This is a genomic window from Ruegeria sp. AL1, assembly GCF_056540905.1.
The window spans coordinates 77,813-93,821 of record NZ_JBQFXP010000002.1; the positions used below are offsets into that span (position 1 = coordinate 77,813).

Annotated in this window: 16 protein-coding genes; 8 read left to right on the forward strand and 8 right to left on the reverse strand. The window is 55.4% G+C overall.

The annotated features are described in order from the left end of the window. The first annotated feature begins 70 nt into the window (after positions 1-70). From ACRZ9X_RS03450 to ACRZ9X_RS03470, 5 genes are all read left to right on the forward strand, one after another. The gene (locus ACRZ9X_RS03450) at positions 71-301 is read left to right on the forward strand and encodes a hypothetical protein (RefSeq protein WP_480515971.1); all 231 of its coding nucleotides are present in this window, start codon (positions 71-73) and stop codon (positions 299-301) included. A gap of 10 nt (positions 302-311) precedes the next feature. Beyond that, positions 312-1,784 carry a guanitoxin biosynthesis MBL fold metallo-hydrolase GntH gene (gene gntH, locus ACRZ9X_RS03455; protein ID WP_480515972.1) on the forward strand — a complete coding sequence of 491 codons (1,473 nt, stop codon included), beginning with the start codon at positions 312-314 and terminating at the stop codon, positions 1,782-1,784. Positions 1,785-1,788: 4 nt separating this feature from the next. Beyond that, positions 1,789-2,769 (forward strand): CobW family GTP-binding protein, encoded by a 981-nt coding sequence (locus ACRZ9X_RS03460; protein ID WP_480515973.1) that lies wholly within the window; start codon positions 1,789-1,791, stop codon positions 2,767-2,769. A gap of 98 nt (positions 2,770-2,867) precedes the next feature. Next, positions 2,868-3,788: a hypothetical protein gene (locus ACRZ9X_RS03465; protein ID WP_480515974.1), complete on the forward strand. Its 921-nt coding sequence runs from the start codon at positions 2,868-2,870 to the stop codon at positions 3,786-3,788. A gap of 266 nt (positions 3,789-4,054) precedes the next feature. After that, positions 4,055-5,104 carry a GFA family protein gene (locus tag ACRZ9X_RS03470; protein ID WP_480515975.1) on the forward strand — a complete coding sequence of 350 codons (1,050 nt, stop codon included), beginning with the start codon at positions 4,055-4,057 and terminating at the stop codon, positions 5,102-5,104. Positions 5,105-5,176: 72 nt separating this feature from the next. Here ACRZ9X_RS03470 and ACRZ9X_RS03475 read toward each other — a convergent pair whose 3' ends face one another. From ACRZ9X_RS03475 to ACRZ9X_RS03495, 5 genes are all read right to left on the reverse strand, one after another. Further along, the gene (locus ACRZ9X_RS03475; protein ID WP_480515976.1) at positions 5,177-5,956 is read right to left on the reverse strand and encodes an inositol monophosphatase family protein; all 780 of its coding nucleotides are present in this window, start codon (positions 5,954-5,956) and stop codon (positions 5,177-5,179) included. A gap of 1 nt (position 5,957) precedes the next feature. Beyond that, complete coding sequence (locus tag ACRZ9X_RS03480; protein WP_480515977.1) at positions 5,958-6,761, reverse strand: ABC transporter permease; 804 nt, start codon at positions 6,759-6,761, stop codon at positions 5,958-5,960. Continuing rightward, positions 6,758-7,594, reverse strand: a complete 837-nt coding sequence (locus ACRZ9X_RS03485) for an ABC transporter permease (RefSeq protein ID WP_480515978.1) — start codon at positions 7,592-7,594, stop codon at positions 6,758-6,760. Before ACRZ9X_RS03485 ends, ACRZ9X_RS03480 begins: the two co-directional genes overlap by 4 nt. Positions 7,595-7,668: 74 nt before the next feature. Next, a complete protein-coding gene (locus ACRZ9X_RS03490) occupies positions 7,669-8,811 on the reverse strand; it encodes an extracellular solute-binding protein (protein WP_480515979.1) in 1,143 nt (380 codons plus the stop codon). 17 nt (positions 8,812-8,828) lie between these two features. Next, positions 8,829-10,001, reverse strand: coding sequence for an ABC transporter ATP-binding protein (locus ACRZ9X_RS03495; protein WP_480515980.1), 1,173 nt, complete (start codon positions 9,999-10,001; stop codon positions 8,829-8,831). Positions 10,002-10,144: 143 nt separating this feature from the next. Here ACRZ9X_RS03495 and ACRZ9X_RS03500 point away from each other — a divergent pair, with 143 nt between their 5' ends. Both ACRZ9X_RS03500 and ACRZ9X_RS03505 read left to right on the forward strand, forming a co-directional pair. Continuing rightward, positions 10,145-11,158, forward strand: coding sequence for a LacI family DNA-binding transcriptional regulator (locus ACRZ9X_RS03500; RefSeq protein ID WP_480515981.1), 1,014 nt, complete (start codon positions 10,145-10,147; stop codon positions 11,156-11,158). Between the two features lie 2 nt (positions 11,159-11,160). Next, entirely contained in the window at positions 11,161-11,691 is a 531-nt protein-coding gene (locus ACRZ9X_RS03505) for a 2'-5' RNA ligase family protein (protein WP_480515982.1), read from the forward strand. Positions 11,692-11,871: 180 nt separating this feature from the next. Here the strand turns inward: ACRZ9X_RS03505 and ACRZ9X_RS03510 are convergent, their stop codons facing one another. Both ACRZ9X_RS03510 and ACRZ9X_RS03515 read right to left on the reverse strand, forming a co-directional pair. Next, complete coding sequence (locus ACRZ9X_RS03510) at positions 11,872-12,675, reverse strand: glutathione S-transferase family protein (RefSeq protein WP_480515983.1); 804 nt, start codon at positions 12,673-12,675, stop codon at positions 11,872-11,874. A gap of 270 nt (positions 12,676-12,945) precedes the next feature. After that, a complete protein-coding gene (locus ACRZ9X_RS03515; protein WP_480515984.1) occupies positions 12,946-14,583 on the reverse strand; it encodes a winged helix-turn-helix domain-containing tetratricopeptide repeat protein in 1,638 nt (545 codons plus the stop codon). Between the two features lie 166 nt (positions 14,584-14,749). On the opposite strand from ACRZ9X_RS03515, the gene ACRZ9X_RS03520 reads away from it, so the two are divergent. After that, a complete protein-coding gene (locus tag ACRZ9X_RS03520; protein WP_480515985.1) occupies positions 14,750-15,166 on the forward strand; it encodes a hypothetical protein in 417 nt (138 codons plus the stop codon). A 243-nt stretch (positions 15,167-15,409) separates the two neighbouring features. Here the strand turns inward: ACRZ9X_RS03520 and ACRZ9X_RS03525 are convergent, their stop codons facing one another. Continuing rightward, the gene (locus tag ACRZ9X_RS03525) at positions 15,410-16,006 is read right to left on the reverse strand and encodes a TetR/AcrR family transcriptional regulator (RefSeq protein WP_480515986.1); all 597 of its coding nucleotides are present in this window, start codon (positions 16,004-16,006) and stop codon (positions 15,410-15,412) included. Positions 16,007-16,009 lie beyond the last annotated feature (3 nt).

Consider the following 16,009-nt stretch of genomic DNA (forward strand, 5'->3'; position numbering starts at 1 on the left):
TTGGCCTTTGCGGTCAACCACACTCATCTCGATGAAAGAATAGGTAGTGGGAACCGGGGTTTATCCAGTGATGGCAGACCTGTGTGATGAGATTCCAGAGCTTTCGGAGGCCTTGTCCGGGCGTGTCAAAGTGGATGCGCTTCTGAGCGAGGTCATCGAAGACCTGAAGAAGGTGAGTGCGCTGTTGAATGATGCGTCGATCACGGTAACCGAGCGCGCGGAATGGGCCCACATCCGATCTGAACTTGTGCACGAGCTTCGCCGGATGGCGAAGCGCAAACTCCATAACACAGTTGAATGAGGGTTCTGACATGGCAAACGACGACAATGGTAAGCATCTGGACAAGAAACAGGACGAACAGGCCGATGACATCGAAAATCCCTCTCGTCGGCACGTCATGCAAGGGTTGGCCGCCGGTGCCGTCGCGACCGGAGCGGTCAGCTATGGTACAGGTGCTGCACAAGCGCATCCCGGCGATGGACCGTTGGGTGAAAACCTGACTAACCCGTATGGCGGTAGACCAGCCGGTGGCATCACTCTGCCAGAGTATTTCCGGCCTACAAAGTACATGACCGGTTCGAATGCGAACTATTTCCCGCTGTCAGAAGAACTCGGTCCCGATGAAATGCGGATTTCGTTTTGTGGTTCCACACCGTTTCCTCCGCGCGAGGACCAAGCTGGGACTTGTATCATGGTGGAATTGGGGAACGGAAAACGGTTCTTTTTTGACTTCGGCTCTGGCTGCGTTCGCAATATCATCGGAATGCAGGTTCCTGGCCAGTTGATCAATGACATCTTCATTACGCACCTCCACATAGATCACTATGCCGATATTCCTTACATCTACCCGTTCCGGGCCTGGTCCGGTGGCTACACGCCGTTGCGTATTCACGGCCCCTCAGGTCGGACACCCGAGCTTGGTACAGCCGGAATGGTCAAAGGCATGCAGCAGATGCTCAAATGGCATCTGGAGGCTTTCGACATTTTTCCAATTGGGGATGGTTATGAGATCGAGGTAAACGAGTTCGATTTCCGTCAGGAAGGCGGCATCGTTTATGACGAAGACGGTGTCACGGTTCGATCCTGGCCACGCAGCCATGCCAAAGACGGGGCTGTTGGGTATCGGCTCGATTGGAACGGCCTGAGTTTTGTTTGGACCGGCGATGGACGCCCCGATGAACTGAGCCTTGAATACGGCAAGGGGGCAGATGTGTTTGTGACAGAAATGTCCGGTCAGGATATCGGTCAGTTGATGACTTACAAATACGGTCTGCCACAAGAACTGTTCAACTATACAATCGATACCCACCACACGTCGCATTATGCGGTTGGTAAACTGATGGCAGAAGCGCGCCCGCGTCTTGCTATGGTGACCCATTATACGCAGGACGAGGATATTGATGCCGAGATGCTGGCAGGTATTCGGGCTCACTATGATGGTTTGTTTGCCTGGGGCTTGGATGTTGCAGTTGTCAACGTCACAAAAGACGCGGTCTGGTATCGAAAGGCGACGCTGCCCGGGAAATCCGGCTCGGTCGCACCATTCCGCGAATTGGGCAAGATGGAAGCAGAAGGCAAAATCACGTTGCCTGACGAAATCAAACCGCCTGCGCCGCGGTCTACACGTGCCGAACAGCAGGATCAGAAGTACCGCGACATGGAGATCGACCCCAAGGAATACTATCCGTCGGATGTTTTCCGCGCCCCCGCCCCAGAATGGCCGAGCGACTTTGTCATCAAAGTCGATGATGTCATCCCGAACCGCAAAAAGAAGGCGGAGTGACGGAATGATCGAATTCGGCTCAACCTCGGCAATCCCAGTCACGATCCTTACCGGCTTTCTCGGAGCCGGAAAGACAACTCTTCTGAACCGCATCCTGACCGGAAACCACGGGTTGCGGGTGGCCGTTCTGGTCAATGATTTCGGGGCAATCAACGTCGATGCCGATCTCGTGGTCGGTCTGGAAGATGATGTGATGAGCCTGGCAAATGGCTGTGTGTGCTGTTCGATCCGGGATGACCTGATCGAAACGGTCGAAGCAGTTCTCGCCCGCCCCGAAAAGCCGGAATACATCGTCCTTGAAGCAAGTGGAGTGTCGGATCCGTCTTCCATCGCGATGACGTTTACGGATCAAAAGTTCCGGGACATGATCCGTTTGGACAGCCTGATGTGTCTGGTCGATGCAGAGCAATTGTTTGCTGCACCGGAACAAATGGAATTGAAGCTCCGCCAGATCGCGTTTTCGGACATGGTTATTTTGAACAAGGTCGACCTTGTCGACAGGGCCACCGTCAAGAAAGTTCATGAATGGCTTGGGGCAAGGTTCCGCCGATATCGTCTGGTTGAGGCCGTAAACGCCAATGTCCCACTGGATATTTTGCTGTCCGTCGGACGCTTTGCCAGCGAGCAACTTGAAACGAAAATACCGGATCATCACGAGCATGGGCCCGGTTGTGGCTGCCATCACGCCGAACACTCTGACAGCTTTTCGACGACGGTGATGAAAGCCGAGCGCCCCATTAGCCTGGCGTCTCTTAAAACTGCAATTCGGAATCTGCCCGGCGACGTCTATCGACTAAAGGGCTTTGTCTTCAGTGAAGAGGATCCGGATCACCGTATTCTTGTACAGGTCGTTGGTAAAAGAATGGATGTCTCGAGGGATGGGGTTTGGGGGGACCGACAACCTGAAACAAGGCTTGTCGCTATTGGCGCGCCGGGAGCCCTTTCAGCACACGCTCTATCCGATACGTTGTTGGAGCCAGCATAACGGCTAAGCTGGCAAAGCCCGATGTTGTGCGCAACTTCGACGCTACGGTAAACTCATCCCAGATCGACAACTTCCAGACCAAGTGAGGAGGAGGCTTTTTGCTGAGACTCGTTACGAAATTGGCTCAGGCAATCCCACTGTCTATACCCGGCGTCGCGATTGTTTTGTCAGGCGCCGCAGCGTCTGCGCAGGAGGTTTCCAGCCGAGAGTTTGAGGACACGACGCCAGATTTGGACCTGCCGAGTTCTTCAAAAGGAGTGAGCGCCGAGTTGTTGTCTGCCTTTCATGGGCTCGAAGCGTTGCCCCGATTGGCCAATCTGATTTGCAGAGGTTCTGGGGGCAAACACGGGATGCCCATAATATTCTCAACTGAAATAGACCTAAACACCATGCAGGCAGGTGACTTCAGAGTTGTAACCAATTCAGGACAAATCGGAACAATGCACTGCGCGTCTGTGTTGCCCGCGACGGATCCTGGTGAATTACGCACAGTGCTTCTCATCGGAAACTTTGGGAACGCTGCCCAGGATCCACCTGTCGAAGTCGAGGTTATTGGGCACTTGCATTCCATAGATGGTACGCTCGATTTCCAGGGTGCCACCGTCAGCGTAACTCCACTTGAGGAAGGACCCTCCATGATCTTCGCCGAGGTTGTTGAGGATTGGACGCTGGTCGGAAATCTGGGGCCACGTCGCACTAGAGGCAGTCTTTGTCCAAGTGAAGACATCGTGCAAGCAGTTAGAATTACTTGGGCGGGCGGCGTCGCTCTGCCTAACGGCAAAGATCCTGGCGATGCGGAACGTGACCTGTACAGTATTATCCTGGAGGCCGAAGACGGTTCTCAACGCAAAGTGACGCCGGCGGCGCTTGCCGATCTAGGTGACGGGGACAATAATCATATGCTTTGCCTGGATACCAATGATCAACCGATCTCGGTGTCCTACCCATCCGGCATTTTGACTGATCCTAACGACGACCTGAACCCCGCTACCAATATTGTTCTTACACAACCCGAGTGAGAAGAACCGTTTGAGTTTATTGGTGTGAATTCATAGTTTTGCAGATTAAGTTCGGGCAATTTGGTCGGACCCGATTACCTCCGAACTTGATCAGTCCAGGTACCGTTTGTCCGTCTCAAACGCATCCCTGACCTCGGACGCCTCCGGCTCTGAGCGATCTTTCAAAACTGGAAACATACATGTCAGTAACCATGGCTCGCTGTTAACCGATTTTGTGCTAAAATAAGCAGGCACCAAGTAGAAATGGTCAATTCGGAGCAGCAGAGATGGAACGCAAATTAGCGGCCATTCTGGCCGCCGATATAGTCGGTTTCGCTGGACTTGTATCACGCGATGAAAGCGGGACATTAGCTAAGCTGGTTCACCTGGAACATGAAATCATCGGCATGCAAGTGGAAGCAAACCGGGGCCGTGTGTTCAAGTCTACCGGTGATGGGTTTTTGGCTGAATTCTCGAGTGTCTTTGAGGCGGTCAATTGTGCGATCAATATTCAAAGGGCGTGTTCGCGCGAAGCACGTCAGTCGAACAGTGACGATCCTCTCATCTTACGCGTCGGCGTTTCTCTCGGTGATGTGGTTGTTTACGGAGAAGACATCCTGGGAGACGGTGTAAACACTGCCGCACGGCTGGAAGCAATTGCGGAACCAGGTGGAATTGCGGTTTCTGCAGAGGTCATGTCGCAAATAGCTGGCAAAATAGATCTTCCTCTGGCTGATTGCGGACACAAAAGGCTCAAGAGTTCTGATGCTCCAATACATGTCTACATGACTGTATCAACACCCGGAGAAGAAGCGGGGTTTCTGGATTTTGATGAAGATGAATTGGCCAAAACCTTGGTAACAGGTGGCTGCATCTGTGGGTCTGTTCGGTATGAAATAAACGCACCTGCTATCAGCGCGGGGTATTGCCATTGTAGTTGCTGCAGGAAATTTTCTGGATCAGCGGTCAATGCATGGGCGGCCTTTCCCGATTCTGCTGTTCGATTTCTCACCGAAGAACCTCGATATTTTGCTACTACGCCAATAGCAAATCGTGGTTTTTGTCCCAATTGTGGGGTCAGTTTGACTTATAAGCTCATGAAACCGCGAGAAACGGCCTATCTGGTCCTACATACTTCAAGCCTCGACCAACCCGAAACCTTTGCTCCGTTAGTCCACTCCGGAATAGAAAGCAAAGTGCCTTGGTTTGATATTTTGGACGATTTACCTCGTACGAAATCTTCGGACTCCAGAGTTTTGCAAGAAGCATGGTCAAGTGTCGGTCTCCCAGACCCTGAAACCTGGGGGCCTTTGGCTCAGCCCCCCGAAGTTTATTAGTTGTCTGCTTTGTCCCGCCAATTTCAAGTTCGCCCCCTCATTGATTTTGCGGTCGCACCGAGTTTTCCTTCGTCAGCACCCTCCCACGCTTTTGTTGATGGTCGGATGCATGGGTTTGCTGCAAGCCAGAACTCGGCTACCTTTCGTCAAGAAGCTTGCCAGAGGGGCGCAGTCGAATTGACCTCCTGCTTCCACGATCATGGGTATCGCGGCGAAGGCATCCCAGGCGTTCAGATGCGCCTCATAGTACCCTTCGGCTTGCCCAGCAGCGACGGCCAGCAAACTGATGGCGGCGGATCCGTTGCGGCGGTATTCCATGCCCGCCTCAAGTAGCGTCTGGATCAGGGCGGTATGCTCGGCAACCGGGCGGCGGTTCGACCGACCCAGCAACAGCAATGCGCGATCGGGTTCCGTGCAGTCCGAAACGCTTATCCGCTTTCCGTTCAGCCAGGCACCGGACCCGGTGGCGGCCCAGGCGAGTATGTTCAGATCCGGGGCGCAGATCACGCCCAGCGGTATTCGTCCTCCGTCATAGAAAGCAATGCATACACCCCAGTCCCGAAGACCCCGCATGAAATTGGCGGTGCCGTCAATCGGATCCACAACCCAGAGTTTCTGCCCAGTGCCGGACGCGCCACTTTCTTCGCCCAGCATTGCGTCTGATGGCCAGTTCTCTGCAATCCGTCCACGGATCAGATCTTCGACAGCGCGATCAGCGAATGTCACGAAATCCTGCGGGCCTTTTTCAGCAATAAACTCGGCGCCTCGTTCTGTCCTGAGGCGTTGGGCCAGCTCTCCGGCCTCCTGCGCCAGAGATTTGGCGAATGCCAGACGCGCATCTATGTCGGTCATGTCAACTTCCTACTTTTGCCAGAACGTCTGATTTCAAAAACCGTTCGATGAACAACATGAACCCCACCGAAGGCACCAGCAGAATAAGCGCTGTGATCGAGGCGATCTGATAGTTCCCTTCCATCGACGCTGTGAACAGCAGCAAGGGCATGGTGGTCACGTCCGGTACGCCGACAAAATAGGTGCCGGTGAACTCATCCAGCGAGATGAGGAACACGAAAATGGCGCTGGCCATCAGACCGGGCAGAGCAAGCGGCAGGGTCACGGTGCGGAATACGGTAAAGGGTGAGGCCCCTATGTTGGCGGCTGCTTCCTCCAGTTCGCGGTCCACGGCGGCAAAGGCAGCCGTGGCAATCCAGACCGAAAACACAAGACCCTGGATCGTATGGACCAAAACCACGCCGAGATAGGTGCCATTCAGGCCAAGCCCATAGAAGATGCGCGCTATGTTCATATGGACGGCGATGGATGGGAAAGCCTGTGGCAACAGGAACAGAAGCAGGAAGAACGTCCTCCACGGCAGGCTGCCGCGTCCTAGCGCCAACCCTGCCGGGATTGCCACCACCAGAGAGGCCAACACGGTGAACAGCGCGATCAGCACCGAGCTCCAAAGTGACTCCATGGCGTTGCCTTGCGGGCGGAACACGCGCTCCCAGAACGAAAAGCCATAGCTTTGCGGAAGTTTGGCTGGGAAGTACCATGTTTCGGCCACTGACCAGATCAGCATGTTGGTGATCGGTCCGAAAATGGCGAAGGCCAGCAGGGCCAGCAGAATGGCCGTCACGGTTGTACGCAGAATGGTCATGCGGGTTTGCCTCCTTCCCGCACGCCCTGGCGCAGGTAGATCCAAGCGATAACGGCCGTCATGGCATATGAAATGAAGCCAAGAGCATTGGCGACGCCGTAGTCGGAATAGGCGTTGATGCGCCATGCCATGTCGACGGTGATCATGGTTGGCGTCTGCGCATTGATCATCAGCGGAACAGACAACACCGACATCATCACCACATAGGACAGGATCAACCCGACCATCAGCGTGGTGGCGACTTGTGGCACGACAATTTCGAACAGGATGCGCAAACGGGACGCGCCCAGATTACGGGCGGCCTCAATCGTGGAACGATCCAGCGCGGCCATGGCGCCTGCGACCAGCAAGGCCACGAAAGGTGTCTGTTTCCAGACGAAAGTGATCACGATGCCGCGCCAATCCAGATAGCTGGCCGCCTGTAACGGCTCCATCAATCCGGTCGAGACGATGATGTTGTTCATCATGCCGTTCTTGGCCAGAAACGTCCGCATCAGCTGCGCGGCGACCACGAAGGGAATGAACAGGGGCCAGCGGTACAGCCAGCGCAGCACCGCAAGGGCAACACGGTTTTCCCCAAGCGTCAGATAACCGCCAATGGCCACGGAGAAGCCTCCGATGATAACGGTGGACAGGGTGACGATGATCAGCGTGAACAGGATGTCATTGGAATAAAGGCCAAACGCCTTGATGAAGTTCTGCAGACCCCAACCGCCGAGTTCCTCGTCCCGGAACGCCCAAAGCAGCGAATAGCCCAAGGGGTAGAGAAACAGCAGCCCAAGCAGCACAATTGCCGGGGCAACCAGAACCAAAGAGGTTTTACGTGTGATCATCTTTATCCGGTCCAGAGTGTTCAGGTGCGGGCCGAACGAAACAGGCCCGCACCAAGGTTTCCGTTATTGGGAGTTTAGTTGGAAACCTTCAGTTCATAAGCCTCGCGGATATCGTCAAAGAACGGGCCCAGTGGGAACGGCTTGCCTTTGTTGGCCAGCTCTTCCGGGGTGACGTCGGTGAACAGCTTGTCCCAGACCTCTTTATCCAGCGCGGTTTCGACATGCTGGGCGTCGATGCCCGGATACCAGTTAAAGCGTTTGACGATGCCTTCGGCCTGCACGTCGGGGCTGGTGGCCAGCGCGATGAACTTGCGGGCAGCTTCGGCATTTTCGGCCTTGGCGGGAACCGCGTAATAGTAAGGTTGTCCCGGCATTCCCGGTTCGGGCAGCAAAAGCTTGAGATTTGGGTTCAGACGCCCGTCGGCCTGCCACGTATAGAACATATCGACCCAGACCGGGCCCATCACGATCTCGCCCCGGTTCATCATGTCCAGCGTGCCTGCGTTGCCCGGGGTAAAGGTGACGTTTTCGTTGAACGCCTTCAGGTCATTCAGGGCCTGATCCCAGCTGTTCTTCAGCTCAGGGTCATAGGGGCCATTCATCAGCTGATCGGTGTTGCCCGCATAGGCATACATCCAGGCCGCAGTGAAGGCGACGCCGGACATGCCGTTCTTGATGCCGTTATAGCCGAAAGCCCCCTTGTTTTCGGCGGTCCAGGCTTTCAACTCGTCAAAGCTGTTGGGTGGGTTTTCAACCAGATCGGGGTTGTAAGCGATCGCTGTCTGGCTGTGGAACATCGGCATGACATAGCCGGTCACATCCGTGCCCAGAGCGCTTCTGGACGTGTCCCGCGTGGCCAGTTTGCCGGTTTCGATATCTTCGACATATTGCTGCAGCAGGCCCTCGGTCACCATCTCGCCGGTTTTCAGCTGGGTCATGACGACGACATCTGTGTCCCACGCGTCATTTCCGGCCTGCGCCTTGATCTTTTCAAGGATCGCCTGGCTACCTGCATTTCCGGGACCGGTGCCGACAACATTTACCGTCCAGCCCGGGTTCTGTTCTTCAAACAGGGGGCCCAGATAGTCGGTGACGTAGTCGACCATATTCTGGCTACCGCCGGAGGCCACGTTCAGCACGTTTTCGGCTTGTGCCGCACTGGTTGCGATCAGCGCCATCGCTGCTGATGCAAAAAGATTTGCAATTTTGGAAGTCATGATGTTTCTCCAGTGTCTCAGAGGTGTTGCGCGGCCTGGCTCGCCGCCTCGGGTCCGGTCACGGCTGTCTGGGACTTTGCAGGAAACAGACTAAGGGCCGTGGCCGGTACGCTTACATCGACCGCCGAGCCGATGGGCATCTTGTGGGGATTGTCCGCCATGATCCGGGCCTCGCCGACCTGAATTTCGTGACGATAAACCGATCCCAGATAGGAATGCTGAACCACTGTTCCGGGCAGAGACAGTGCGCCATCCATCGTGTGTCCCAATTGCGCGGCGTCACTGTGAAACAGGATATCGACCGGGCCGCTTTGGGGCTGTGGGAAATGAACGCCGGATACGTCTGCGGCGGCGATCGGCAGGCGGTGGCGTTGGCCGTTGACTTTCAGATCGACAAACTGCGCGCCAAGATCGGCCTCACCAGTCAGGGTGTTTCCGGCCCCCATGAACCGCGCGACATAGGGGTTTGCGGGTGTGTGAAACACATCCTCGGGCGTGCCGACCTGCGCGATGCGCCCCTGATTCAGGATCACCACCCGATCGGCCATCGACATCGCCTCTTCGCGGTCATGGGTGACAAGGACGGTGGTCAGCCCCAACCGTTGTTGCAGCGTGCGGATCTCGTGCCGCATATTCGCGCGGATACCCGCATCGAGGTTGGACAGCGGCTCATCCAGCAACAGCACCGGCGGGTCGATGGCCAGCGCCCGTGCCAGCGCAACCCGCTGCCGCTGACCGCCGGACAAGGCGCCGATCTTGCGGTGGATCAGATCGCCCAACCCCACCAGCGCCGCCATCTCCTGCACCCGCGCCGAAATCTGAGCTTTGCTTTTTCCACGCAGCTTCAGCCCGTATCCAATGTTCTGTGCCACGTTCATATGCGGCCACAAAGCATAGGACTGAAACATCATCGCCATTCCACGCTTTTCGGGCGTTGTGTGGCTCATGTCCTGACCATCGACGGAAATCGAGCCGCCTCGCACCGGGACAAACCCAGCCAGCGCACGCAGCAGCGTGGTCTTGCCACAGCCCGACGCCCCCAGCAGGGCGATGAACTCTCCGGCCCGCACGTCAAGATCGATGTCCGACAACACATCCTGCTCGGCATATCCCACCCGCAAGCCGCGCAGCTGTATCTCGGCACCAAGAGTAGAAGAGGTGGTTTCGTAGTCGACCGGAGCAAGGTTCATTTTGCATCTTCCATAATTCTGCTACAAATGTAGTGAACACGTGTTCACATAACGGTAAGTAATGACACCTTTATGACGCAAGCTAAAATTTCAGATATTCACAAACGAAGCTGTGACCCATCAAGACGAGACCCGACTGAAACATGACGACAAGCAAAGTTTCCAAACCACGCCGCGTTACAGCAAAGCAGGTTGCGCAGGCGGCTGGTGTTTCGCGCTCGGCGGTGTCGCGAGCATTCACGCCGGGCTCACCATTGGACGAAGACAAGAAAAAGAAAATTCTGCAGGTTTCAGAACAGCTTGGATACCGCCCCAACGCATTGGCGGCAGGGTTACAAAGCACGGGTCGATCCAATCTTGTGGCCATCGTCACAGGCGATCTGGTGAACCATTATGATAGCGAGATTCTGGCCAAGCTGATGCGGGGCCTACAGGGGATGGGCAAGTGGCCTGTTGTGCTTGGTGGGTCCGCTGAAACGAGCGAAGCAGAGATACTGGAAGTACTGGCATACCCGCTGGATGCGCTGATCCTGCGCGGCGGGAGCGTGGACGAATCAGTTGCGATCCACTGCGCCAAACTGAATATCCCTTTGATCGTATCTGGCCGCGTGATGCAGGTCGAGCGGGTGGATTGCGTCTGCTGCGACAATGCGCGCGGAGCCGATTTGGCTGTTGCCGAACTCATCAGTCAGGGAAAAACCCGACTGGGATATCTTGGCGGTCAGGAGCATCTTTCCTCGGACCAGGAACGCATGGCCGGATTTGAAAACGCCCTGGCGAAGGCGGGCTTGAAACCAGCCATCATCGAACATTCCGACTACAGCTATGAGGGCGGGTACCAGTCCATCATTCAGATCCTGAAGGGAAATGGCAGTATCGATGGGTTGTTTTGTGCAAATGATGCGATGGCGTTGGGTGCGTTGACAGCGGCCCGTCAGGAGTTTGGCATGAATATTCCGACGGACCTTTCCGTGGTGGGCTTTGATGACATCGCGATTTCCCGATGGCCGAACATTCAGCTGTCCACTGTACGCAACGACATGGATCAAACCGTTTCAGAGATATTGCGGTTGCTTTCCGAAAGATTGGATCAACCGGAAAAGCCCAGTGAAACCGTCTTAATCGCTCCGGAATTTATCTCGCGGGGAACACATTGACCATGAAAGCTGACGTAGCAACATTTTCCGTCTGGATGATCCCGGAGGAACCGGACCTGACCGACCTAAGCAATCGGATCAACAATTTCGCGAATGCAAATGGGACCCCGTCCTTCGTGCCGCACGTGACGCTTTTGGGGGATATTGCAGGTGACGAGGCAGAGCTGGTTGCACGCCTTGGCAGAATATCATCCGGCGTCTCATGCCACAAACTGACCGTGACCGATGTTAAGGCGGAAGATCTGTTCTTTAAGTCCTTGTATCTGGACTTGTTGCCCCCGCCCAAGCTTGTCCGCGAGCAAACTGTGTTGGTCCAAGGTTTGCCAGCCTCTCAGCACCCTCGGGAATTTCTGCCTCATATCAGCGTCGCCTATGGTCCGATCAAACCCGAAATCAAAGCGGCAGAAACCGAAGCCCTGAAAAGTTTGATCGGCGCGACACTGAGGTTCAGGCATTTGCATCTGGTTAAATCCAGCCAAAACGTGCCGATTAAGGACTGGGAAACAATGCAGTCATTTAGACTTAGGACCTGACCTGAGCCCCTGAAACTCCTCCAGTTTTGTGTAGAGTCCGCCCAATTTAAGGACGTGCAAATGAAGACGAGATTCACCGACGTAAAGATCATTCAGATGATCAAGGAACAGGAAGCTGGCGAGCGGATTGCGGATGTGTGCAGCCTTGAGAACCTGGCGCTGGTGGCCGACACCTCTCTATCAGGTCTGCACGTCACGCGTGAAGTGAACCTCTGCGTTGGTGCGCGCCGCCTGATCTTCTGCAATCAACGCCGCGATCTTCGGGCGGGATTTTTGCTTTGCAAAATAGGCTTCCAGTTGAGGATAACCTGCTATCGGCACTTTCGCGCGCGCCGAGAGCACAAGGAACCAGACAAGATAGGCATCTGCCGCTGTAAAGTGATGGCCGACAAGGAAGTCGCGTGTGCTCAGATGTGCGTCCAAAAGCGCGAGACGATCCGGCGCCAATGCGCGAAAGTTGTCCTTTACCGGGTCTGTTGCTTCCGGATAAAACACCACGCGCAAAATCTGTTTGTGCAGTTCCGTGGCCGTAAAGCTTAACCATCGGACCAATTGAAAATATGCCGGACTGTCCGCGGCGACAGTCATGTCCGTCTGCGATCGTGATTGCACCCAAAGCAGGCAGGCGGAGGTCTCGGTGAGTAACTCGCCTGTCTCAAGACGCAAGGTCGCCACCTGACCTAACGGATTCACATCCAAAAGTGACCCACCCGAGGCTAATGCCTTGGTTTCAAAGTCAACAAGATCGATGTCCAAAGATACATCGCCCTCTGCGGCTGCAAAACGCACTGCGAGTGAGCAATTGAACGGGCAATGATACAAAAGCGCAGGCATGATGGAGGTCTCCTCGTTTTGGGTCTTGGCGGTTCTTTTAGCTTCTGTTTCGAAGCCCGTCACTTGCTCAGGCGCAGTAGCAAAACTCCAAGACCGGCATTCGACGAGATCGTCTGAACCTGAAATTTGCACCGTGACGAATGGCGGCAATGCGGGCTGCAACGATGAAGCACAAGGCCGTGATCAAGGTCGGTTCCGGCCTGGTCAGTCTCAACGCGGCCGGTGACATACAATGCAGACATTTGCAAAGCGGACAACACATCGAGCATACGAGATTGCCCAAGAAATTCGACGCAAAAACGGGCTTGACCGGAGTCACCTGACCGTCCGGTTTGATGGAGGGGCGTTTGGCCTCGCCTGAGGAGAACAGAGCAGATTGGCCGACCGCCAATAGGGCGGCGCTGCGCCAGTTTCCCGATCTTACTCCGGCACGCCCGCTCTCTGCAGGCTCGCCAGCCAAACTCTGCGATTTTCCGGGTGGTTTTTTGAGCCTGCGAATTGCCTGCGCATTGCGGAAATCGTTAGTTTCGGGTTGATCTCCAGCGCTGCGTTCACTGCATTTTGAGCTTCTTCCGGTCTGTCCAGCGCGGCAAGATTGGCGGCGCTCAGCAGGTGATGGAACATTCGCCAAGTATTGCTTGTCGCCACCGCGCTCAGCTGTCGGGCGGCGTCCAGCGCTTCTTCGTAGCGCCCCAGATGAAACAGGATGTGCCCTTTGTAGAAATACATGTTCTGCAGCATCGGATCGCGCGGGCTTAACCTGATCGCCATCTCTATTTCGGGCAGGGCGCGGTCCTGCATGCGAAACCAGTCATAGGTATGTGCCATTTCCAGCCGGATACGTGCGTCATTGGGGTTAAGCAAAACGGCACGCTCAAGATTGGCGATGGCAGGATCTGCCTCACCAGTAAAGCGGTAGATATAGCCAAGCGCCGCATGTGCCTGAGCATCTTGGTCATCCAACTCTATCGCGCGCTTGGCCGCCTCGGTTGCGGCTATCAATGTGTCCTGAGGCGTATCTGACCACTGAAAGAAGAAAATCGTCCCCAGCGCACGGGCCAACAAGCTATAGGCTGCGGCGAAATTTGGATCAGCGGCGATGGCCTCATGTGCGAATGCGACCGCGTCCTGCTGTGCTTCTTGCGAAAAAATAGCCTGTCGCGCCCGACCACGCAGATACAAATCCCATGCATCCATGTCCTCGGTCGGTTTTTCGAGTGATCGAGCTTCGCCCGATTCATAAATCTCCGGTAACAATTGGCCCGCTATGGCCCGACTGATCTCGTCCTGAACGTCAAAGATATCTGTCACCCGGCGGTCAAAAACCTCGGCCCAAATGGTCTCGGCGCTGCCGACATCAATTAGCTCTCCGCTGACGCGCAACTGACCATCCGCGCGGCGCACGCTGCCCCGAACAACATAGCTAACCCCAAGATCGCGCGCGATTTCGAGCGCGGTTGCCTGATCCTGAGCGTAAGAGAACATAGTCGCGCTGGACACCACGAACAGTTCCCGATTGCGCGACAGGTGGGCGATCAGGTCGTCGGTGAGACCATCGACAAAATACTGCCCGGTTTTTTCGTCCCCGATATTGTCAAATTGCACAATGGCCAAAGAAGGCTTGCCTTTGTCCGGCAATCTCTGGCGGTCCGCAAAAATGGAAATCGACAACATCGCTATGGCCAAACCCAGTAGTGCGCCAGCGATAAGGACGCTGCGTTTCGGGGTTTTGGCAACGTGCTTGCGAAGCTCATCATCTGCTGTAACTGAAGCCACAAATTGAAACCCGCGCTTGGGGAAGGTCTTGATGTAATCCGATCGTGCCGCCGTGTCGCCCAAGGCCTTGCGCACGGACCGGATGCGCGTGTTCAAAGCGGCGTCAGTGATCGCGGCTCCGTCCCAAATCTCGTCTATAATCTCTTGCTTGCTGACGATTCTTTCCCGGTTCCGGATCAGAAACTCCAGCAATTGCAGCGCCTGTGGTTCCAGGGCAACTGGCTGACCAAGGCGGTTCAGTCCCTGGGTCGGATCAAGTTGGAACTCCAAGAAACGGTACATGCTTCAACCTACACCCCGCCATGTCCCTGGCTCAACGAAGTTTGGGTATTGTCAGATGAATGTCAGAAAAAATCAGCTTTCGATCAAGCCCGGTGTGCTTGCAGCGCGTAGCGTCCGATTGGGCAACCGCCCGGTTGCATTGACCAAAGCACCAGGGAGACAGGATATGACACACTTCAAAACACTTTGCGTAGCGGCTGCGGTGACGCTAGCAGGGAGCACTGCGTATGCTGAATCTGATCTTGAGGCGGCATTGACTGACGGCGCCGAGCGTCTCAACGCCGACCAAATCGCGGAACTTTTGATTGGCAACACTGTCACGGCCACGTCCGGAGAGAAGACGTTTCGCTTCTTTTACGACCCGAACAATACGGTGAGTGGGGAATTAACAAACGGCGGCTGGACCGGTGTGGGTGCGTTTGCCATCACTGATACCGACCAGGTTTGCGTGTCCATGGCGGCCGACAATGGGCGCTACCGTTGTTTGACAGTGCTGCGTGTCGGGGACTCAATCCAGAAATTCAATGCCGACGGAAAGCGGACATTCGAACTTCACAGTTTTGAGCCTTCCACGGGCCTCTGAACCGGGCTTCTTTCGGCTGATGCCACCGTGTCCGTCGTCAGAGATTTTCGGAGAGCTGAAGCGTTTTCGTAACAGAGGCTCTAGTTCGGTTTCTGTTTGGGTTCAGGCAGCAGCGGCTTGGTGCTGCAACCGGCGTTTTCGGATTGTCTGAACGTATGTGCTTTGATGGTGCGGTCCAGTTGATGGAAGGGAAGGGGGCTGATCTTCCGGCTTTGCCAATGCGGAAAGGAGCATCCAGATATGTTAGCCGGTGTTCGCCGCGTTGGCGCCTTGGTCCGATAAACGAGACCCCAGCAAAGCAACCGCCTCGTTGAATACGTTCAAGTCTTCATCGGCACGTGCTGCGAGATGTGCGCCTTCCAGCAAGGCCAAAGCCGCACGGGCTTCGTGATGGGGGACTGACACATTGGCGATAGAACCATCTTTCTGCCCCATCTCAAAAGTAGCTGTCAGCCAATCCACAACCATTTTGCGAAAGGTTCTGATCTTTGTGTTCAGCGCCTCTGACAGGCTTTCGCGACTGCCGATGAACGCCACGCACAGGCAAAGCGTCTGACCCTTATTCAGCGCATTGCGGTAGACGTCGATCAGGGCAGAAAGGCGCTCTGCTCCGGTGTCGCTGGTGGTCTCTATGCTGAAACAGGTTGTCTCGAACGTCTTGAAATACCGCTCCATCAGCGCTTCAGAGAGATTGGCTTTGGTTGGAAAATGGTGGTGGATCGAAGCCTTCCGGATGCCGACCGCTTCGGCCAGGTCGGCATAACTGAACCCGTCAAAGCCGCGTGCGCGCACGGCGCGTTCGGCACAGTCCATCAGGGCGGTCTTTGTGTCGGTGGGCATCGG